19 protein-coding genes and 1 tRNA gene are annotated in these 20296 nt (G+C 38.7%); 16 read left to right on the top strand and 4 right to left on the bottom strand.

Annotated features, from left to right (window positions below):
* Positions 1-16: 16 nt before the first annotated feature.
* Both HNQ41_RS07450 and HNQ41_RS07445 read right to left on the bottom strand, forming a co-directional pair.
* Entirely contained in the window at positions 17-166 is a 150-nt protein-coding gene (locus HNQ41_RS07450; RefSeq protein ID WP_184663791.1) for a hypothetical protein, read from the bottom strand.
* A 73-nt stretch (positions 167-239) separates the two neighbouring features.
* Positions 240-2384, bottom strand: coding sequence for a catalase (locus HNQ41_RS07445; RefSeq protein WP_184663809.1), 2145 nt, complete (start codon positions 2382-2384; stop codon positions 240-242).
* Positions 2385-2722: 338 nt separating this feature from the next.
* Here HNQ41_RS07445 and HNQ41_RS07440 point away from each other — a divergent pair.
* From HNQ41_RS07440 to HNQ41_RS07415, 6 genes are all read left to right on the top strand, one after another.
* Positions 2723-2796: transfer RNA gene (locus tag HNQ41_RS07440), tRNA-Gly, on the top strand.
* Positions 2797-2881: 85 nt separating this feature from the next.
* Positions 2882-4024 (top strand): tRNA epoxyqueuosine(34) reductase QueG, encoded by a 1143-nt coding sequence (gene queG / locus HNQ41_RS07435; RefSeq protein WP_184663790.1) that lies wholly within the window; start codon positions 2882-2884, stop codon positions 4022-4024.
* A 70-nt stretch (positions 4025-4094) separates the two neighbouring features.
* Positions 4095-4628, top strand: coding sequence for a methylated-DNA--[protein]-cysteine S-methyltransferase (locus HNQ41_RS07430; RefSeq protein WP_184663789.1), 534 nt, complete (start codon positions 4095-4097; stop codon positions 4626-4628).
* A gap of 181 nt (positions 4629-4809) precedes the next feature.
* Positions 4810-5703, top strand: coding sequence for an amidase domain-containing protein (locus tag HNQ41_RS07425; RefSeq protein ID WP_184663788.1), 894 nt, complete (start codon positions 4810-4812; stop codon positions 5701-5703).
* Between the two features lie 83 nt (positions 5704-5786).
* Positions 5787-6263 (top strand): tRNA (uridine(34)/cytosine(34)/5-carboxymethylaminomethyluridine(34)-2'-O)-methyltransferase TrmL, encoded by a 477-nt coding sequence (gene trmL, locus HNQ41_RS07420; RefSeq protein WP_184663787.1) that lies wholly within the window; start codon positions 5787-5789, stop codon positions 6261-6263.
* Between the two features lie 337 nt (positions 6264-6600).
* A complete protein-coding gene (locus HNQ41_RS07415) occupies positions 6601-7167 on the top strand; it encodes a DUF5366 family protein (protein WP_184663786.1) in 567 nt (188 codons plus the stop codon).
* On the opposite strand, the gene HNQ41_RS07410 is transcribed toward HNQ41_RS07415, so the two are convergent.
* Positions 7142-9016, bottom strand: a complete 1875-nt coding sequence (locus HNQ41_RS07410; protein ID WP_184663785.1) for a transglycosylase domain-containing protein — start codon at positions 9014-9016, stop codon at positions 7142-7144. The genes HNQ41_RS07415 and HNQ41_RS07410 overlap by 26 nt on opposite strands.
* A 183-nt stretch (positions 9017-9199) precedes the next feature.
* Between HNQ41_RS07410 and HNQ41_RS07405 the strand changes: the two genes are divergently transcribed.
* The 4 genes from HNQ41_RS07405 to HNQ41_RS07390 all read left to right on the top strand — a co-directional run bounded on the left by HNQ41_RS07405 (position 9200) and on the right by HNQ41_RS07390 (position 13918).
* Entirely contained in the window at positions 9200-11098 is a 1899-nt protein-coding gene (locus HNQ41_RS07405) for a PrkA family serine protein kinase (RefSeq protein WP_184663784.1), read from the top strand.
* Between the two features lie 196 nt (positions 11099-11294).
* On the top strand, positions 11295-11867 hold the full coding sequence (gene lepB / locus HNQ41_RS07400; protein WP_184663783.1) for a signal peptidase I: 573 nt from the start codon (positions 11295-11297) through the stop codon (positions 11865-11867).
* Positions 11868-12080: 213 nt separating this feature from the next.
* Positions 12081-13253 (top strand): sporulation protein YhbH, encoded by a 1173-nt coding sequence (gene yhbH, locus HNQ41_RS07395; RefSeq protein WP_184663782.1) that lies wholly within the window; start codon positions 12081-12083, stop codon positions 13251-13253.
* Positions 13254-13384: 131 nt separating this feature from the next.
* Complete coding sequence (locus HNQ41_RS07390; protein ID WP_184663781.1) at positions 13385-13918, top strand: LOG family protein; 534 nt, start codon at positions 13385-13387, stop codon at positions 13916-13918.
* Positions 13919-13945: 27 nt separating this feature from the next.
* Here HNQ41_RS07390 and HNQ41_RS07385 read toward each other — a convergent pair whose 3' ends face one another.
* Positions 13946-14182: a hypothetical protein gene (locus HNQ41_RS07385; protein WP_184663780.1), complete on the bottom strand. Its 237-nt coding sequence runs from the start codon at positions 14180-14182 to the stop codon at positions 13946-13948.
* Between the two features lie 205 nt (positions 14183-14387).
* Here HNQ41_RS07385 and HNQ41_RS07380 point away from each other — a divergent pair, with 205 nt between their 5' ends.
* The 6 genes from HNQ41_RS07380 (at position 14388) to HNQ41_RS07355 (ending at position 20214) form a co-directional block, all read left to right on the top strand.
* Positions 14388-15296, top strand: coding sequence for a DUF1028 domain-containing protein (locus HNQ41_RS07380; protein WP_184663779.1), 909 nt, complete (start codon positions 14388-14390; stop codon positions 15294-15296).
* 51 nt (positions 15297-15347) lie between these two features.
* A complete protein-coding gene (locus HNQ41_RS07375) occupies positions 15348-15665 on the top strand; it encodes a YbjQ family protein (protein WP_184663778.1) in 318 nt (105 codons plus the stop codon).
* A 95-nt stretch (positions 15666-15760) separates the two neighbouring features.
* A complete protein-coding gene (locus HNQ41_RS07370; protein WP_184663777.1) occupies positions 15761-16312 on the top strand; it encodes a hypothetical protein in 552 nt (183 codons plus the stop codon).
* Positions 16313-16357: 45 nt separating this feature from the next.
* Entirely contained in the window at positions 16358-17098 is a 741-nt protein-coding gene (sfsA, locus tag HNQ41_RS07365) for a DNA/RNA nuclease SfsA (protein WP_184663776.1), read from the top strand.
* Between the two features lie 96 nt (positions 17099-17194).
* A complete protein-coding gene (locus HNQ41_RS07360) occupies positions 17195-18421 on the top strand; it encodes a DUF418 domain-containing protein (protein ID WP_184663775.1) in 1227 nt (408 codons plus the stop codon).
* Positions 18422-19314: 893 nt separating this feature from the next.
* Complete coding sequence (locus tag HNQ41_RS07355) at positions 19315-20214, top strand: manganese catalase family protein (RefSeq protein WP_184663808.1); 900 nt, start codon at positions 19315-19317, stop codon at positions 20212-20214.
* The last annotated feature ends 82 nt before the right edge of the window (positions 20215-20296 follow it).

Below are 20296 nucleotides of genomic sequence, written 5' to 3'. Positions count from 1 at the left end.
CATAAGAAACTGTTCGCTATTGTTGATTAAGATTATTGTTTGTGAGAAATCCTTTGTTTTTAGCAATCACTCGCTTGGCTTCATTATAAGAAAGTCCCGATTGTGCATTTAGACGTTTCACTTCCTCAATATCTGTCCCAGCGGCTGTTTTTTTCTTGTTATTCATCTTTGATTCCTTCCTTTATAAAAATGATCCATTCTTATTTATTTTGTACAAAAAAGGAGAGGATTATCGTTTGCTATGATGATTGTTGTTTTTCCCGAACCCAATGGCGGTGCTTGGATAGAGCATTGACGAACGCATTTGTAAAGCTAGACATGTTTGCAGCGTTTCGTATTGATATCACACCTTTTGAGACAATCGGTGTTGGTGAATTGTCTGTTCCAGAAACAGCGATCCCATGTAGTTGTGCATTGGCTAACACATCAACACCTTCGTTTGATGCACCGATGGTTTTGGCGTGTTTAAATGCCTCATGGATAAAGTGAAGGGCATCATCTTCAAGCAATAATTGTTGAACGTGTTTTCCACCGGGAATAAAAACTGCGTCATACATGACAGATTCACTTGTTGTGAATGTTTCATCTATGTGAATTTCTTTTCCTTCTTCGCTCTTTACTGTGCCTAAAGTGTCACTGATGAGCTCAGCGTGAACCCCATAACCTTTAAATCCTTTTATTACTTGTTTTAACTCATGAAAGTGAAATTTATCTTTGACTATGATTGCAACTTTTCTTGTCGATGCAGTTTTGATTGTATTTTCTTGGCTAACAGCCGGAGAACTTGTTGTGACTGCGGTTCCACCAGGTTTGGAAGGAGGTTTTGCCCCAATTCCTTTAGCAATTTCCTTTGCGAGACCTTCATCGACATTATTGAACATATCAACAACTTGCTGACGTATTTCTGGACGATCTACTTTACCAATTTCAAAATGAAAAGCTTCGATGATGTGACGTTTTTCTGCTTCTGACATACTGTTCCAAAATAAAGTCGCTTGACTGTAATGATCTTTAAAACTTTCACTACGAGCGCGAATTTTTACCCCTTCGACTTTTTCTGCATAGTGTACGTATCCGCCTTCTGACTTTGAAACAGGGTGGGGGCTGTTTCCTTGAATAGCATTTACCGAATAGCTTGTAATACCACGGTTGATCGTCATACGGTGGAAGCCGTCTCTTTGGTTATTGACATTAGGAGTTATAGGGCGATTAATGGGGATTTCGTGAAAGTTTGGACCGCCTAAGCGGATCAGTTGTGTATCTAAGTAGGAAAACAGACGCCCTTGAAGGAGCGGGTCATTAGTAAAATCAACACCAGGAACGACATTGCCGGTGTGGAAGGCTGATTGTTCTGTTTCAGCAAAGAAATTATCTACATTTCGATTTAAAGTCAATTTCCCGATGGTTTGCACTGGTACTACTTCTTCAGGCCAAAATTTTGTCGGATCAAGGATGTCAAAATCAAATTTAAATTCATCATCTTCTTCAATGACTTGGACCCCTAGTTCATATTCAGGGTAATCCCCCATTTCAATGGCGTTCCAAAGGTCGTTTCTATGAAAGTCAGGGTCTTTACCAGCAAGCTTTTGTGCTTCATCCCACACTAATGAATGAACGCCAAGAAGCGGTTTCCAATGAAACTTTACAAAACGAGCTTTTCCTTGACCATTGACGAATCTAAATGTGTTAACCCCAAACCCTTCCATCATTCGGAAACTCCGAGGAATACCTCGGTCAGAAAGGAGCCACATGATCATATGAGCTGTTTCTGTATTATTGACGACAAAATCCCAAAATGTATCATGAGCTGAAGAAGCTTGAGGAATTTCATTATGTGGTTCTGGTTTAATCGCGTGGACAACATCAGGAAACTTCATGGCATCTTGAATGAAGAAGATCGGGATATTATTGCCAACAATATCAAAGTTTCCGTCTTCAGTGTAAAATTTCGTCGCGAATCCGCGTACATCACGAACGGTATCTGCGGAACCTCGTGAACCAACAACTGTAGAAAAGCGAACAAATACCGGTGTTTTTACAGATGGATCTTGCAAAAACTTGGCACTAGTTAGTTCTGTCATTGGTTTATACACTTGAAAATAACCGTGTGCCCCAAAACCTCGAGCATGAACGACACGTTCTGGGATCCGTTCATGGTCAAAATGCGTCATTTTCTCACGAAAGTGAAAGTCCTCCATGATCGTTGGCCCACGCTTTCCAGCCTTTAAAGAATCATCATCATTGGAAACAGGAACTCCTTGATTGGTTCGCATTTCTTTATCGGTATGGTCGACAGTGAAACTTTCAAGTTGGTTCTTTTTGTCATTTTCTTTTCTTTGATCCCCACGGGAATCATGGTGGTGTTTGCGGTCATCATTTGTCATGTTGTTCATACCCTCTCTTTCATTGGTGATCATTTAAATGAAAACAGACATTTACACACATAAAATGTTTATGTATCAGAATATCTTTTATGTTTTGACGTATAAGCAAGGTGAAAAAAGGGAATAATAATTATTAAGCTTTAAAAAGGCCTTTGTCGTTAACGTGTGAGCACTTGACAAAACAATTACCTGTCAGTAAAATACAAAGAAATAATCAAGTAGATAAACACATCGAGTTGTCTCGACGCATCCACATCAAAGAAACGCCAAGAAGAGGAAGAGACATGAAGAAGGCCATTATGCGTAAGGAAAACGAAATGTAATCGGAAAAAGAATGTGCGGGTGTAGTTTAGTGGTAAAACCTCAGCCTTCCAAGCTGATGTCGTGGGTTCGATTCCCATCACCCGCTCCACTAAAATATAAAAGTTAAAGTAGTGTTCCGGATGGAAGAGGAAACGCTGCTTTTTTTTTAGCGCTAAAAAAGAAGGATGAACAACATGATAGATGCCCAATTGAAAAAAGACTTAATTGCATATAGTAAAACTATAGGTATCGATAAAATTGGCTTTGCCGCTGCTGATCCGTTTGTTACACTAAAGGACCGTCTCATTAAACAACAAGAACTAGGTTATCAATCAGGCTTTGAAGAACCAGACATTGAAAAGCGGACGAATCCTCCTTTGTTGTTACCAGAAGCAAAATCGATTGTCTCGATTGCACTTGCCTATCCTTCAAAACTAAAAAATGCGCCTAAATCTAAACGTGGTGATAGAAGAGGTATTTTTTGTCGTGCATCTTGGGGAGAAGATTATCACCATATCTTACGTCGTAAATTACATTTATTAGAGGAATTTATCAAAGGAAAAGTACCAGATGCTCGATGTGCTTCTATGGTTGATACAGGTGAACTTTCGGACCGTGCTGTAGCAGAAAGAGCAGGTATAGGATGGTCAGGAAAAAATTGTGCAGTGATAACACCCGAATGGGGCTCATATGTATATCTTGGTGAAATGATAACGACTATACCATTGGAAGCGGATCAACCTTTAGAGGATCAATGTGGAACCTGTAATAAATGTGTTGACGCTTGTCCGACCGGGGCTCTTGTGCAAGGTGGACAATTGGATTCTAGTAAATGCATTGCTTATTTAACGCAAACGAAAGGTTTTTTACCTGATCGGTATCGAGATAAAATAGGTAACCGATTGTATGGATGTGATACATGTCAAACGGTTTGTCCAGAGAACAAAGGAATCAACGCTGATCACCATCCTGAAATGGAACCAGATCCAGAAGTGGTAAAACCTAAACTAGAACCATTGTTAACAATTAGCAATAAACAATTTAAAGCGAAGTTCGGTTCGATTGCTGGTTCATGGAGAGGGAAAAAACCGATTCAGCGTAATGCTATTATCGCTTTGGCTCACTTTCGGGAAACGGAAGCATTACCAACATTGTATCAACTACTTGAACAAGATCCGAGACCTGTTATTCGCGGTACGGCTGCCTGGGCGATAGGGAAAATAGGTACTGATGATGCAGCTGAAAAATTAAAAGAAGCACAAATAACTGAAGAAGATGCAGACGTTTTAAATGAAATGGAAAAAGGTCTGATGTTCCTTGAAAATCAATCGACTTAACGGTTGTAGTGAGAAACTTTGTCCAGTATCATGAATTAAATAAACTGGACTGATGAAATGAGGAGATGTTATGACGAAACGACAATTCATTTCCTATGCTGAAATGGACAGTCCACTAGGTCCGTTAACACTTGTCCAATCAGAAAAAGGTATGATTTTGATTGAATTTGGGGCAGCTAAAGACGTTTATTTAACGATAAAGTCTAAACTAAAGAAACATTTACTATGTACACCTTTAAAAGAAGATGCTGATTCATTAAAACCAGTACAAAAACAATTGGATGAATACTTTCAAGGACAAAGGTATGAATTTGACGTGCCGCTAGACCTTTTGGGGACGCGTTTTCAAACTTTAGTATGGAAAACGTTACAATCGATCCCGTATGGGGAAACAAAATCATACAAACAAATTGCGCTAGAAATCGGTGCTCCGAAAGCGGTACGTGCAATCGGTGGAGCAAACAATCAAAACCCTGTACCTATAATTATTCCGTGTCATCGCGTCATCGGAACGAATGGATCGATGGTCGGTTACGGTGGAGGAATAGAGAAAAAAGAAACCCTTTTACAACTTGAAAGCTTCAATGCTCGTATGTCATCGTAATAAATCATGAACGAAAGAAGTTAGTCGAGAGAAAGCACTCTTCGGCTAACTTCTTTTTTAATGTTCAAAGTAAATGTGGAAAAATATTTTTTCCATAATCATCATTAAATATTCTTTCATGAAAGAATTGTCCTATTGCATATAGTAAATAGGCGAAAAACGTGCAATAGGAGGTCAAGGGATGGGGCAATGGGTGAGGACATTAAAAAACTATTTAGAGGGATGTTTTCAAAGTTATATTAGGGATGACCAACAATCAACCTTTTTTCAAAGCGAAGAGCGTGAAGCTTTAGAGAGGAAAAAGTTGCAGTTAGCAGAAAGAGACGCGGAAATTGTTAAAAACATCATTGGGGGCCAAGTATTCGGTGTAAAAACACATTCATACGGACAGACGATTGATTATGGATTATCACTGCAACATTTGATCAAACAAGGTGATTTTTTTTATATCGAAGAACATTTTTATGATCGTCGTGCGTTTTTTTACAGGGGAAAACTAGTCGATGAGAGGTGTCTATCTAGTGATGGTAATTATCAACAAACAGTAAATCGTAAAAAGCAGAGGCGTATGGAGCGAAGTAGAAACCGCTATGAATATAATCGTTTAGAGGCGGTAAAATATGCTGAGCGTTGGTGGAATGATTATAATCCCCAGTATCAACGGTTTGAAGATAATTGCACCAACTTTATTTCGCAATGCTTATATGCTGGTGGTGCCCCTATGACTGGCTATCCAGATCGAGCGAAGGGTTGGTGGTATAAAGGAAATCAATGGAGTTTTAGCTGGGCTGTAACCCATTCGTTTCGTTGGTATTTGAGTGGCTCAGAAAGTGGTTTACAAGCACATGAGGTAGAATCGCCGAAACAGTTACAACGGGGAGATGTGATTTTGTATGACTTTGATGGTAATGGACGATGGCAACATGCAACGATCGTTGTAGCCTTTGACCAGCAAGGGATGCCTCTTGTAAATGCACACACTGTAAACAGCCGCATGAGGTATTGGAAGTACGAAGACTCGACAGCTTGGACGCCAAATATCCAATATAAATTTTTTCATATCATAAGTGGTTGATCTATTTCTTGAGATATTTTATTTGCTCGCAAAAAGGTGGTATAATGATGTTTGCATTTTAGCAGGATATAGAGGTGAGAAGGTTGGGGTTACACGTTGTACTTTATCAACCAGAAATACCCGCCAATACAGGGAATATTGCACGGACATGTGCTGCGACGAATACATCGTTGCATTTGATACGTCCGCTTGGTTTTTCAACTGAGGATCGAATGTTAAAGCGGGCGGGATGTGATTATTGGCCAAAAGTAAACATCCAGTATTACGATGATATTGAGGAGTTGTTGACGCAATTTTCGGAAGCGGCGTTCTATTTTGTTGAAACGTTTGGTAATTCGAGCTTCTATCATGAGCTAGATTATAGTCAGTTGGATAAAGATTATTTTTTCATATTTGGAAGAGAAACAACAGGACTTCCAGAATCGTTAATTGAAAAGTATCCAGATCGTTGTGTGAAGATTCCGCAGACAGATAACGTACGATCATTGAATTTATCGAATACGGCAGCGATTTTGGTATACGAAGCGTTACGTCAACAACAATTCATGCCGATGCAATAAAATGAAAAAAATCGTGTCAAAATGGAAGGTCTGCTTGGGCAAACTTTATATCAGTTTGTCCTAAGCAGACCTTTCGTTATCATTTTTTCAATTTTAACGACGATGCGGCTTATCTTCATAACCAGCAGTGAAAATCGCAACGAGAAATGCTAAACAAACGCCAAGAATTAAAAGCAAATCCATAACAACGCCTCCCCTTTCTATCGTTACTACGATCATTTTGTTGGAAACTTGATTAACTATATTTTACCTAAACAAGACCTACGGTGCAATCTTTCAATGTGACAATATTTCCCGTATAATAAATGCGAGTTTGACAAAGTAAAGGAAGCTATATATGCAAAATACATATTTAACAAGTTATTTTCCACTAATGTCTATATGTCTATTTAGCTTATCGTTAGCTAAATATACGGAAGGTATAATCGTTCTTTGGCTCGAACAAGTAGGAATGTTCGCTCAGCTCGGTGATTGGTTTTCCGAACACCAATTTTTACTGATGCTTTTATTTATTCTTACGCTCATTTATTTTATGATCTTTAGTGCTTTGAAATTGATAGCGAATACGATCAATGAGCTTACAATGTTGTTTTTTTCTAAAGATCGCGATGGGACAGGTTTGTCAACAGTACGTTCAGGAGCATGGATTTTTCTCATTGGCAGTCTTGCATCTATTTTTGTCATGTTTTCTTTCCCCTTACTCATGGCGACGCTTTTGTTAAGTAGTTTCATATACTTTGTATTTTTTGTTTATAAGGTGAGTGATTCACTTTCCAGTGCTGGTTTAGTCGGAATGATTTTCTTTCAATTATTTTTTTGGTTTTTGTTTATTACAAGTGTTTTTTATGCATTATTCACTCTTTATGAAGGATTTTTAGCTAGTTTACCACTCCCTCCCTCGTAAGGGGTTCAACGATTTGTCGCCATGTTTGGGTATGTAATTGTTGGTTACTCGCTACTCGAAGCGAAGTTGGACGATCGCTTCCGACCCATAGACCAACTGTGTAACGATCCGTTGATCCGACAAACCAAAGGTCATGATAATTGTTTGAAGTCCCTGTTTTCCCGCCAAGGTATTCATCTGTAGAAAAAGCTGCATGTCGACCTGTTCCATTTTGGATGACACGTTGCATCATGTAACGAATTTCTTGAGCTGTTGATTGTGACCAAACGGTTGTTGGTTGTAAAGGGTGTTCATATAGGACATTTCCATCATGGTCTGTAATTCGCTCGATTGCATGTGCGGGTGAATATTGGCCATCGTTTGCAAATGATGTAAACGCATCTGTCAATTCTAAAGGAGATACGCCATGTTGCATCCCGCCTAATGCAGCAGGTAAATGAGCATCTTCTTCATTTACTTTTGCAAATGAGAACGGGGCGATTTTTGAAAAAGCTTCTTGTACGCCAACTTGCGACAGCATGCGTACAGCTGCAGTGTTGATTGATTGTTGAAATGCTACTGCTAACGGAACATCTCCATAGATCGCACCACCGTAATTACTCGGTTGATATCCATTATGGTTAAATGGTCGAGCGCTAATGATAGAATGACGGTTTACATTAAATCTTTCTAAGTATGGCGCAAAAGAAAGAATAGGTTTTATTGCTGATCCAGGTTGTCTGTATGCTTGAGACCCACGGTGAAAGTTTCGTGTTTCATAACCAATCCCCCCAGAGATTCCGCGAAGCGCATGGTCACGGTGCTCGATGACTACGCTAGAGCTTTGTATGTTTCCTTCTCCAATATGCGCCATCTCTGTCTCTTTCAAATGGGTTTGAATATCAGGGTCCAATCCTGTTTCAATGACAACGCCATGTTGTAGTAAAAGTTTTACTCTGTCTTTTTCCCCCTCTTCTTCAATATTAAGTAAAGCGATTAAATCTTCTGCATGTTCATGATCACCTTGTGAAAGGAGCAAATCTAATTCTTCAAGGACATAATCTGTATAGTCAGGATACTCATTTTGTTTTTCACGAGGGTTTAGCTCGATCGGCTCGTCTATGGCTTCTTCATATGTAGGTTCATCTATATAGCCTTCTTTTTTCATTCGCTGGAGAACCCAATGTTGACGTTCAATTGTTCTTTCTTTATGAAGAAAAGGATTGTAATTGCTAGGATTATTAGGGATTGAAGCAAGGAAAGCAGCTTCAGCAATCGTTAATTGTTCGGCTGTCTTAGTGAAATATAATTGACTAGCGGCTTCAATCCCATAGGCACCATTGTGAAAGTAAACAGCATTGATATAAGCTTCTAAAATTTCCTCTTTCGTATATTCTTGTTCCCATATGTAAGCATAAAGAAGTTCTGTAAGTTTACGGTCGTACGTTTGCGTATGCCCTAAGTAAATGTTTCGTACGAGTTGCTGAGTAATTGTGCTTCCACCTTGTACAATGTCATTGGCTTGTATGTTGGTAAATAAAGCTCGTGTCATCCCGCTAACATCAAAGCCGCTGTGGTTGTAGAAAAGCTGATCTTCGGTAGCGATAAAAGCATCAATCACGCCATCTGGGATTTCCGACATTGATAAATTCAATCGGTTGTCAGGCGAATGAAATTCAGTGACCGTTGTCCCGTGTTTATCTTTAATCATACTTGTTTGAGGGAGTGACCAGTCATCAATCTCGACACGTTCTTGTAGATATGAATCGACAGATTGCGTGTTATCCCACTTATGTGACAGCTCTAGAAATAAAAGTGAAAAGCTTATTCCCATACATAAAATCAAGACGTAACCAATTGAAAGTTTCATGCCATTTCCTTCTCTCTATTCTAATCTGTAAACCTATTATCTTATTTCCTACCGCTTATTAGGGAAGTTCCTTGAAATTATTGTCTCTACAGTGTAGAAACTTGTGCATCATACTAGCGAAAGTCGCATAGGATGGAAACATGATTGCCTAGTTTGCATCATCGGTTTAGGAGGAGGCTTCTCATGGATATTTTACAGCAAATTGAACGCCACCGGGAAGAAGAAGAAAGTTTGAAGTGGGAAGGAACATTTGCCGAGTATTTAGAGATTGTTAAACAAAATCCAGAAGTTGCACAAACAGCGCATTCGCGGATTTATAACATGATTTATGATGCTGGAGTTGAAGAATTAGAAGACGGGAGAAAACACTATAAGTTTTTTGACGGTGAGATTTACGGATTAGAAGAGAGTATTGAACGTTTAGTCGAAGAGTATTTCCATCCAGCTGCCAAACGTCTTGATGTAAGAAAGCGGATTTTATTATTGATGGGGCCAGTAAGTGGTGGTAAATCTACAATTGTCACAATGTTAAAACGGGGGTTAGAGCAGTATTCGCGTACAGATCGTGGTGCGATTTATGCCATCAAAGGGTGCCCAATGCACGAAGACCCGTTGCATTTAATACCACAGCACATGCGTGATGATTTTTACAAAGAGTACGGGATTAAAATTGAAGGGAACCTTTCACCGTTAAACATGATGCGGCTTGAAAAAGAATACGGTGGAAGAATTGAAGATGTGAAAGTGGAGCGAATCTTTTTGTCTGAGGATCGTCGAACAGGTATTGGAACATTTAGCCCGTCTGATCCAAAGTCACAAGATATTGCTGACTTGACAGGAAGCATTGATTTTTCAACGATCGCAGAGTACGGTTCTGAGTCCGATCCAAGAGCGTATCGTTTTGATGGTGAACTAAATAAAGCGAACCGTGGTTTAATGGAATTTCAAGAAATGTTGAAATGCGATGAAAAGTTTTTATGGCACTTATTGTCGTTAACACAAGAAGGGAATTTCAAAGCGGGTAGGTTCGCCCTTATTAGTGCAGACGAAATGATTGTCGCGCACACGAACGAAGCAGAGTATCAAGCGTTTATTAATGATAAGAAAAACGAAGCCTTACAATCAAGAATGATCGTTATGCCTGTTCCGTACAATTTAAAAGTGTCAGAAGAGGAACGAATTTATGAAAAGATGATTAACGAAAGTGATATTTCCGATGTTCATATTGCTCCCCATGCACTAAAAGTTGCGGCTATTTTCACGATTCTAACAAGGTTAGAGGAATCGAAAAAACAAGGTGTCGATGTTTTGACAAAATTAAGATTGTACAATGAGGAAAATGTGGAAGGTTTTAACCAACAAGATGTTGATGAATTAAAGAAAGAATTTCCAGAAGAAGGAATGGACGGCATTGACCCACGTTACGTGATCAATCGTATTTCTTCAGCAATCATCCGCAAAGGTCTAAATTCGATCAATGCATTAGATGTGTTGCGTGCGATTAAAGAAGGGCTTGACCAACACGCTTCAATTAACGAAGAAGACCGCGAGCGGTATCTGAATTACATTTCTGTTGCACGTAAAGAATATGATGAAATCGCCAAAAAAGAAGTGCAAAAAGCATTTGTATATTCGTATGAAGAGTCTGCAAAAACACTCATGAATAATTATTTAGACAATGTTGAGGCATATTGTAATAAAAATAAAATACAGGACCCACTGACAGGAGAAGAAATGAATCCAGATGAAAAATTGATGCGTTCAATTGAAGAACAAATCGGTATTTCTGAAAATGCGAAAAAAGCTTTCCGAGAAGAGATTCTCATTCGAATTTCTGCTTACGCAAGAAAAGGTCAGAAATTCGATTATTCATCACATGAGCGGCTTCGTGAAGCGATTCAGAAAAAGCTGTTTGCAGATTTAAAAGATGTTGTGAAAATTACGACGTCAACGCAAACACCAGATGAAGATCAATTGAAAAAAATCAATGAAGTGATTGCACGATTAATCGATGACTATGGATACAACTCCGTGTCAGCAAATGAGTTATTACGTTATGTTGGAAGCTTATTAAATAGGTAACGAATGAGAGATGAGAGTCGAACTTAATCCGTGTCGTCCGGAAGTTCGGCTCTTTTCGTACCTATTTATAGATACGTCGTTTTACTTCGGTTTTGTTCTTGTGTTGCTATGAAATAAAAAATACAGCTTTTTAATGATTATGAATGAATGGTCTATAGAACAAAGGCATCCATGATTGAGTGGAGGAGGAAGGGCGATGGAGGGATCAGTTGTATTAGAAAGACATAAATGGCTTCGTAGTGCGTGGACTTTTTTGAAAATTGTTATTCTTGTTGTGATCGTCACATTCTTTGTCCATCATTTTTTCTTTACCAATTATGTTGTTAGTGGAAAATCGATGTTACCGACAATTCAGGATGGCGAACATGTCATTATTAATAAAATTGAGTATGACTGGAATGCCCCTCAACGTTTTGACTTGATTGTATTTCGAGCGACTCCGGAAACAGATTATATTAAGCGTGTCATAGGCGTTCCAAGTGATGAGATTCGTTATGAAAATGATCACCTTTATATAAATGATGAATTGTATGAAGAACCTTTCTTAGAACAAGAAAAAAGGGCTCTTTTAGATGAGACCTTTACTTATGATTTTACTCTAGAACAAGTAACAGGCGAAGGAAAAGTTCCAAACGACAAGTATTTTGTTCTAGGAGATAACCGTCCAAATAGTATGGATAGTCGACAACTAGGATTTATTTCAAAAGACCGTATTATTGGGAAAGTAGACATTACCTATTGGCCTTTGAAAAGGTTGCGCATGTTTTAACGAATACGACTTCCTATACCTTGTCCAAATCATTTATGAAAAATAAACTGAATCTTCCGTCAACTCGACACCTTTCGTGCATAGAATAAAGTAAGCTCATTGTTTAGAAAAACGGTGCCCCTTATTTTAACCACCGTTATTGTATGTAAAATGAAAAAAGATGTGCGTAGGTCATGATTTGGAAATCATTGAATTATAGGAGGGAGTCGAGAAATGAAAGAGCGAAACACAAAAAATTATGTGATTTCCCAAGAAAACTGGTCCCTCCATCGCAAAGGGTATCAAGACCAGCAGCGTCATCAAGAGAAAGTGCAAGATGCCATTCATAAAAACTTGCCAGACCTCGTTAGTGAAGAGAGTATTGTTATGAGTAATGGGCGAGATGTTATAAAAATTCCGATTCGTTCATTAGATGAATATAAAATCCGTTATAACGATGACAAAAATAAACACGTCGGTCAAGGGGATGGCGACAGTGATGTTGGTGACGTCGTCGCTCGCGATGGATCGGGACAAAAAGGCCGTGGTCAAGGTGGAGAAAAAGCAGGTGATCAGCCTGGAGAAGATTATTATGAGGCAGAAGTATCGATTTCTGAAATTGAGAAATGGCTATTTAGTGAGCTTGAACTCCCCAATCTAGAGAAGAAAGAAAAAGATCAGATCGTCGTTGAGGATATTGAATTCGATGATATTCGTAAAAAAGGATTAATGGGCAACATCGATAAGCGACAGACGATTCTCACAGCACTGAAAAGAAATGCATTGGAGGGGAAACCAGGGATTGCTCCTATTTATAATGACGATTTACGCTTTAAAACATGGAATGAAAAAACAAAGCCAGAATCCAAGGCCGTCATTATTGCGATGATGGATACGTCAGGGTCGATGGGAAATTGGGAAAAGTATATGGCGCGTAGCTTTTTCTTCTGGATGACCCGCTTTTTGCGTACCAAATATGAGACGGTTGACATCGAATTTGTCGCTCACCATACGGAGGCAAAAGTGGTTTCGGAAGATGACTTCTTCTATAAAGGAGAAAGTGGAGGAACGATTTGTTCATCAGCATACCGGAAAGCTTTAGAATTGATCGAAAATCATTATTCCCCACATCAATATAATATTTACCCTGTTCACTTTTCGGATGGTGATAACTTAACTTCTGATAACCAACGTTGTATGCAACTCGTTAAACAACTGATGGAGTATTCAAGAATGTTTGGCTATGGTGAAGTAAACCAATTTAACCGACCAAGTAGCCTAATGAGCGTGTATAAACACCTTGATGATCCGAAGTTTCGCCATTATATTTTAAAACAAAAGCAAGATGTGCACAGTGCATTAAAATGGTTCTTTCAAAAAGATCATGCATCTGTTGCTCAAAGGTAGAATACTTCTATTGTGAATCATAAGCCAGTTTCCTAAGTGTGTTGTTTCTTCATTTGACGTGAATGGAGAAATGGTGGACACTTTAATAGGAAACTGGCTTTTTTACTGGAAGAAAGAAGGGAGATATACTCATGCAACGGTTGTGTGTGTTTTGCGGTTCACGTGAAGGGAATAAGCAAGAATATCGTAATGGAGCAAAACAGTTAGGGGAATTGCTTGCAAAGCGAAATATTGAACTCGTATATGGAGGTGCAAGTGTCGGGATGATGGCTGAGGTAGCCAATGCCGTCATCGATCACGGTGGCAATGTTCGTGGGATTATGCCTGAGTTTTTGGCAACGAAAGAAAAGGCACACAAATATATTACTAAGATGGAAATTGTGGAAACGATGCATGATCGAAAACGTCGCATGACGGAGTTGGCAGATGCATTTATCGCCCTACCAGGAGGGATTGGGACGATGGAAGAGTATTTTGAAGTGATGACGCTTGCCCAATTAGGAAAACATCATAAACGATGTGGTCTTTTAAACATAGATGGATATTATGATCAATTACTGGAGTTTTTCTATCATATGAAAAATGAAGGTTTTATAGACGAAGATGGGTATCGTCTGATTGTTGAAGCGAACACGGTTGAAGATATATTGGATAAAGTCAAATAACTAAAAAACACGTCTAGTTGACGTGTATTATGAAACATCTTTTCTATTTTTGTTCAAAAATAGTGAATCTATCATCATATATATGGAAAATAAGATGAGGCAAGCCATTAATGATCCCACCATGTACCCAGCTGAGAAGCTCTGGTCAGAAAACAACTCCGTATTTGCAATCACAAGTCCAACAATAATTGAGGCTACAAATAAAGCGATCACAATGATTTGCTCATTTCGTTCGTGTATTGAGACATTTTTAAACGTAAACATATATAGGCCCCTCTCTAATGGTTGTAATCAATATTATACGTCATATTTTATCGGTATGCACTTTGTTTTGATTAATATCATTTCGATTTTGTATGCATTTAAAGGAATGAATGAGGACATTCAGATATGGCTTGTTCGTGCATTGACGCAGATAAAAATTGGAAGTACGATAGATGAAAACGCTAACACTGGAGGAGGCGCTAGCATGTATAACAACGAAAAGCCAAGTGTAGCGACGTTTTCAATCATTGGGGTGGATCCAAAGACAGGGGAAGTTGGGGTCGCTGTGCAATCAAAGTTTTTAAGCGTTGGATCTGTTGTTCCGTGGGCGAAAGCGGGTGTAGGTGCGGTTGCAACACAAGCATATGCGAACACTTCCTACGGCCCTACTGTACTGAACAGACTAGAGAAAGGCTTTTCACCAGAAGAGGTTGTTAGGTCACTAGTGAGTGAAGATGATCATCATTTTTTTAGGCAATTTGCCGTCATCGATTGTTTAGGTAATTCAGCAGCATATACTGGAGAAGGGTGTCATGGTTGGGCAGGACATCAAACAGGAATAAATTGTTCGGCCCAAGGTAATTTCCTAGTTAGCAAAGAGACTGTAGAAACGTTAGTTACAACATTTGAAAAGACTGAAGGAACGTTAGCAGAGAGGATAATTGAAGCGTTAGATCGTGGTCAAGAAGTTGGTGGAGATTCAAGAGGAAAGCAGTCTGCTGCTCTTTTTGTTGTACAGAATGGTGCAGGATATGGAGGGTACAATGACCGAAAATATGATTTACGAGTGGATGATCACCCAGAACCTATCAAAGAACTAAAACGCCTGTATGCTTTGCATCATTTAACATTTTATCGTCCTGAACCGAAGCGGTTTTTACCACTTATTGGTCGTACGCTCCATATCGTGCATTTATTTTTACGCAATGAAGAGTACTTGTTTGATTATGCGACAGCGGATGAGGTGAAGCGTGCTTTAAGGACGTTCCTACTGGAACAAGATTGGAATAATCGTATACTGGAAGATGGGCGTTTAGATCCGAATGTTTTGCGTTACATGTCAGCGCAAGTGGAAGCGATAGAAAATGAAAAGATGAAGAAAAGAACGGTTTAATTCAAGCTTAAGATCAAAGTAGGCGCAAATCCAAACGAGGAGATGAAGATCATGATCGTTGTAACAACAGAGACAATACCAGGGATGGAAATCGATCGCGCCCTAGGTGTAGTAACTGGAAATACCGTGCAAGCCAAACATATTGGTAAAGACATTGTTGGCGGTTTACGTGGAATTGTAGGAGGAAAAATGAAGGAATATGAAGAAATGTTTCAAGAGTCCCGAGATATAGCAGAAAAAGAGATGGTCGAAAAAGCAGATAAAATGGGGGCAGATGCGATCGTAAACATTCGGTATTCTTCATCATCAATTATGAATGGGTCCTCAGAAATCCTTGTTTATGGAACAGCTGTCAAATTGAAATCATAATACGTGAATGAAAGCCGGTATTTGCCGGCTTTATTCATATGTCGAGGTACTTTTGGTGAAAGTGAGCTTCCTATAAGCTGATGAGGTGAAAAGTTATGAATCTTAAAGTATGGATTGTTCCATTCATTTCATTGTTCATGTTGGGGTGTCAGCAACATGAGGAGGGAGAAGAATTACTCGAAGGATATGAATTAGTGGAAGAACGTCCAGTTGTAGCTGAAACTGAGTCCGGAGATTATTTGCTAAGAGTTGTGTCAGAAAAACCGATATACGATGAAGATGAGTCAGTTGAAGTAAAAGCAAAGTTAAAATATATTGGTAAAGGTGACAAACAAGAAATTGAATATGACCAATCTCCCTTCACGTTTTATGTACAAGAAGTTCAAAGAAATGAAAGTTTAGCTTATGAAGAGGAAAGCACAGATTCTGTTGGAACACTAAAGCATGACCGGTGGTTTGAAGAAGAGTATAACCTTGAAAATGTACATGTAGAAGAAAGCGATGATGAGTCATTTATCAATGCTTTTTCAAAAAAAGATCGTGTACCCGCAGGGGAATATGAGGTGGAAGTTCAAGCTGTTTTTTCTGATCGAGAAAAGGGTGAGGACCAACGTTTGTCAACAGGAATTATTTTTTCTGTACAATAATTGTCACTCAAATTTGTTGCTGGTATATAAGGTGGATCGATAAGCATGAGACCAATTGAAATCAAGTTTCCAAAGTTATACGAAGCAGTTTTCCTTACACGAAAAAATCGTTTTCTACTATCTTGTCAATTAAAACATACAGGTGAAATGGTTGATGTACATTTACCTGATTCAGGTCGTTTACCGACACTTCTCGTTAAAGGGAGACGGTGTTGGTTACGCCATGTTGAAGGGAAAAATCGAAAGACGAAATGGTCAGCTGTTCTTATTGAATCTGATGCTCACGCAGAACATTTCGTGTCGCTCAATTCTATGATTCCGAATCAACTCGTCGAAAAAACGTTGGAAAATCGGTTGATCGAACCGTTCCATGATTGGGAAAGTTTACAAAGAGAATGTAAAAGTGGAGGTTCGAGGTGGGATTTTTGCTTAAATCATAAGGGTGAGAGTACGTCCCTCGTTGAAGTGAAAGGGGTTACTCACGTTGAAGGACAAACAGGCTATTTTCCTGATTCACCGACAGCAAGAGGGACACGTCACGTACGTGAATTAACTGAAATCGCGTGTGAACCTGGCTGGCAAGGGGGCGTGATTTTTGTTGCACAGCGAAGCGACATTACAATATTAAAACCATCAAAACAAATAGACCCTAGGTTTGCGCAAGCTCTTTATCAAGCGCAAGAAAAAGGTGTACATATTCGAGCTTTTCGCTGTGATGTGAGTATTCAGTCTATAAAGTTACGTGATGAAATCCCGGTTGTTTTTGATGAGAATGATCATTCATAAGTAGAGCAAATAACTGACATGATATGTCAGCTTTTTTGTGTAGAAGAAGGTGAATGTTAGTGAATCTTTTTTCGCAATGGAGAAAGGAGATAGATGATGGATAATCACGGCGAGAACATTCAACCTACCAATGAAGAAAATCGTTTACACCATATTGACCAATTGAGAGGTTTTGCACTATTTGGTATTTTTCTCGTTAATATGATCTTGTTTCAATATGGGATGTTTGGCTCCGAAGTCGGATTGATTCCAATACCGTTTGGAAAAGTCGATCAGGCGACCCATTGGATGATTCAAGTATTTTTTGAAAACAACTTTTATCCGATTTTTTCTTTTTTATTCGGTTTTGGGGCAATTTTGTTGATGAACCGAAGTAAGGAAATTGATGGACATTTTCGTCTATTGTACATGAGACGAATGACCGTCCTTTTTTTTATTGGCGTGTCCCATCTCTTTTTTATTTGGGATGGTGATATCTTATTAACATATGCGATTACTGGTTTTTTATTTTTTTTGTTTTTGAAATGCAGACCGTTTGTCATATTGTTATGGGTCGTAGTTATTGCTGTATTTCTTAATGGAGCAGCGGTATTTTCTCAAGAAGCTCCCCCCGGGGGAGAGTCCATTGATTTTTCACCTTATGCCAAACAAGAGCAATCCGTGCTAAGTGAAGGAAGTTACTCTGATGTTCTTAATCATCGCTTAAAAGGTGATCCTTTGAAAGAAACTGAAATGAATGACGCCTATTCACTTCTTGTTTTTGTAACCGTCATTTTAAAGACGTTGATGTTGTTTTTATTAGGGGCTTTTTTTGCGAAAAAAGGTTGGTTACATACGGTTTCTAAATATAAGACTTTATGGAAGGCACTCATGATTTATACTGGCTTTTTTGGTTTAATCATGAAATTACTCATTGTTTCAGATACGGTATCTATTTTTGATAGCGTAAGTGATTCGTTGGCTGGTCCTTTACTTGGATTATCCTACATCTCCTTGTTTGTTCTTAACGGCCATCGTTTATCTCACACTAAAATGAAAAAATCGCTAGAGCGAGTTGGACGAATGGCGTTGACGAATTATTTAATCCAATCAGCTTTAATGACAACGGTTTTCTATGGATATGGCTTAGGATGGTTTGCGCAATTAGGTGTGATCGGTGGTGCAACCTTAGTTGTTGTCGTTTTTTCGCTACAGATGACCTATAGTTATTGGTGGTTAGAACGATTTTCACATGGTCCGGTTGAATGGTTGTGGCGTAAAGGCGCATACGTAACTCAACCATCAATCAAACGAGAAAGTGATAAGGATAAAAAAGTTTTTTAAAAAGCGATTGAAATTCCGTGTATAATGCGTTCTATTGTTTGAACTACTCGTCACATGCCCTACTTTATCTTGGTGTTTCGCAATTTTGGTCGTGTGGGAGCAAGTGGTGCTTGGATATTTTACGTAACAAATCCCGTCTTGTCAGAACTCTATATACAGAGTTTTCAAAGAACATGTACAAAAAATGGTACCTTGTAGGATACTTCATCTACAACCGACATGGTTTCGATACCTAAAGGTTGTAGATCGTATCCAAAGCCGATTTATTTCACGATGAAAATCACAAGTGTTATTGGGTAATCCATAAATGGGGATTGGTTTTCAGTGTTTTTAATGTGGTTGACTTGTTTTTTTCTAAATAAATGTGCGACTTGGAGTAGTCATTTTCTAATATATATTATAGAATAAAAAGTATATAAAGAAATTTTTGTCAATTGCAAAGGTTTTGCTCGTATAATGTCAATATATTATTAAAGAGCTAAGAAAATAAGATTTTGAGTCTAGAAAATGGAGCGGCTATCGATCTATTTATTTGAAAAGTCAGTTTTGTTCTATGATTGTATGACTCGATCGTCGTTCTATATCGTTTTAGGACGAGTTTTATTAGTTACTTTGTCAGAGGTCAAGAGGTAGTAATGTGGGCTCTCAGCGATTGATTTGTTGTTACTTACAAGAATTTTCGAACATAATGTTCATTGAAGTGATGTTTTTAATTTTGTTCATTGTGGTATTCGAATATGTTTTATTCTTCTGAAAATATAACACGATTGCTGAGTAAAGAAAGATACTAGTGTATAAGTCAAAATCAACTTATTAGTAAAGAATGAGTTTTAAGACATCCTCTCCATTACATAGTTTTGTTTGAGAAGTCTTTATAAATGGAGGGGAAGCAATTGTTCACAAGAACCGATAAATTGCTCATTGACTTACCGACCCCAAAAAATCCTGATGCAAATGGTGCTGCAGCAGTTCAGGAGTTGCTAGGTGGACGGTTTGGGGAAATGTCGACGCTCAACAACTATATGTTTCAATCGTTTGCTTTTCGTAATAAGAAGAAGTTGAAACCATTTTATGACTTAGTTGCAAGTATTACAGCTGAAGAGTTTGGCCATGTGGAGCTCGTTTCAAACACCATCAACTTAATGGTTCAAGGGACGACATTCCCTGGCGACCCTGACATTACACCTATGCAGAACGCAAAAGATAAACGCAATTCTTATCATTTTATTGACACTGCCCAAACGGCCAAACCATTCGATTCTATGGGGCAAGGTTGGAATGGTGCAGACAATGTGTTTAATAGTGGAAATTTAATTCTTGATTTATTGCACAATTTCTTTTTGGAATGTGGTGCACGTACGCACAAAATGCGCGTATATGAAATGACTGATAATCCAGTAGCACGAGAGATGATTGGTTATTTGCTTGTTCGTGGTGGCGTTCATGTTGTGGCTTATGCAAAAGCCTTAGAAATCGCGACAGGTGTCGATGTTACAAAGATGCTCCCAATCCCAAATCTTGATAATAAAAAGTTTGAAACGACAAGGAAGTATGAGGCTGAAGGGGTTCATCGGAAGTTATATACATTTAGTGAACACGATTATCAAGAAGTTTCGAAAATATGGAAAGGGAAACATCCTGAAGATGGAAGTCCACTTGAGGTGATTAAAGGTGCGCCAGAAGGAGGACCAGTACCGGATTTAGATGAATTGCCTGAAGAGTTTGCTCCAGGTATATCGCAAGAGGATTTTCTAGAAATTGCAAGACGCTTACAAAGATCCGCAGGTTTGTGAGATTTCATGAAGTTGTAATGTTTGGTCCTCCTTTGTATCAAATGTTTAGAAAATGAAGTGAAAAGGTATGTTTAACGAAGGA

Origin of the sequence: Texcoconibacillus texcoconensis, assembly GCF_014202575.1 — a bacterium.
GTDB classification, from domain to species: domain Bacteria; phylum Bacillota; class Bacilli; order Bacillales; family Salisediminibacteriaceae; genus Texcoconibacillus; species Texcoconibacillus texcoconensis.
This window is presented reverse-complemented; position numbering and strand designations above follow the sequence as displayed.

Bases quoted from the DNA above. Each gene is read 5' to 3' on its own strand.
- HNQ41_RS07450 (WP_184663791.1), bottom strand. From the start codon at position 166: ATGAATAACAAGAAAAAAACAGCCGCTGGGACAGATATTGAGGAAGTG.
- HNQ41_RS07445 (WP_184663809.1), bottom strand. From the start codon at position 2,384: ATGACAAATGATGACCGCAAACACCACCATGATTCCCGTGGGGATCAA.
- queG (WP_184663790.1), top strand. From the start codon at position 2,882: ATGATAGATGCCCAATTGAAAAAAGACTTAATTGCATATAGTAAAACT.
- HNQ41_RS07430 (WP_184663789.1), top strand. From the start codon at position 4,095: ATGACGAAACGACAATTCATTTCCTATGCTGAAATGGACAGTCCACTA.
- HNQ41_RS07425 (WP_184663788.1), top strand. From the start codon at position 4,810: ATGGGGCAATGGGTGAGGACATTAAAAAACTATTTAGAGGGATGTTTT.
- HNQ41_RS07415 (WP_184663786.1), top strand. From the start codon at position 6,601: ATGCAAAATACATATTTAACAAGTTATTTTCCACTAATGTCTATATGT.
- HNQ41_RS07410 (WP_184663785.1), bottom strand. From the start codon at position 9,016: ATGAAACTTTCAATTGGTTACGTCTTGATTTTATGTATGGGAATAAGC.
- HNQ41_RS07405 (WP_184663784.1), top strand. From the start codon at position 9,200: ATGGATATTTTACAGCAAATTGAACGCCACCGGGAAGAAGAAGAAAGT.
- lepB (WP_184663783.1), top strand. From the start codon at position 11,295: ATGGAGGGATCAGTTGTATTAGAAAGACATAAATGGCTTCGTAGTGCG.
- yhbH (WP_184663782.1), top strand. From the start codon at position 12,081: ATGAAAGAGCGAAACACAAAAAATTATGTGATTTCCCAAGAAAACTGG.
- HNQ41_RS07390 (WP_184663781.1), top strand. From the start codon at position 13,385: ATGCAACGGTTGTGTGTGTTTTGCGGTTCACGTGAAGGGAATAAGCAA.
- HNQ41_RS07385 (WP_184663780.1), bottom strand. From the start codon at position 14,182: ATGTTTACGTTTAAAAATGTCTCAATACACGAACGAAATGAGCAAATC.
- HNQ41_RS07380 (WP_184663779.1), top strand. From the start codon at position 14,388: ATGTATAACAACGAAAAGCCAAGTGTAGCGACGTTTTCAATCATTGGG.
- HNQ41_RS07375 (WP_184663778.1), top strand. From the start codon at position 15,348: ATGATCGTTGTAACAACAGAGACAATACCAGGGATGGAAATCGATCGC.
- HNQ41_RS07370 (WP_184663777.1), top strand. From the start codon at position 15,761: ATGAATCTTAAAGTATGGATTGTTCCATTCATTTCATTGTTCATGTTG.
- sfsA (WP_184663776.1), top strand. From the start codon at position 16,358: ATGAGACCAATTGAAATCAAGTTTCCAAAGTTATACGAAGCAGTTTTC.
- HNQ41_RS07360 (WP_184663775.1), top strand. From the start codon at position 17,195: ATGGATAATCACGGCGAGAACATTCAACCTACCAATGAAGAAAATCGT.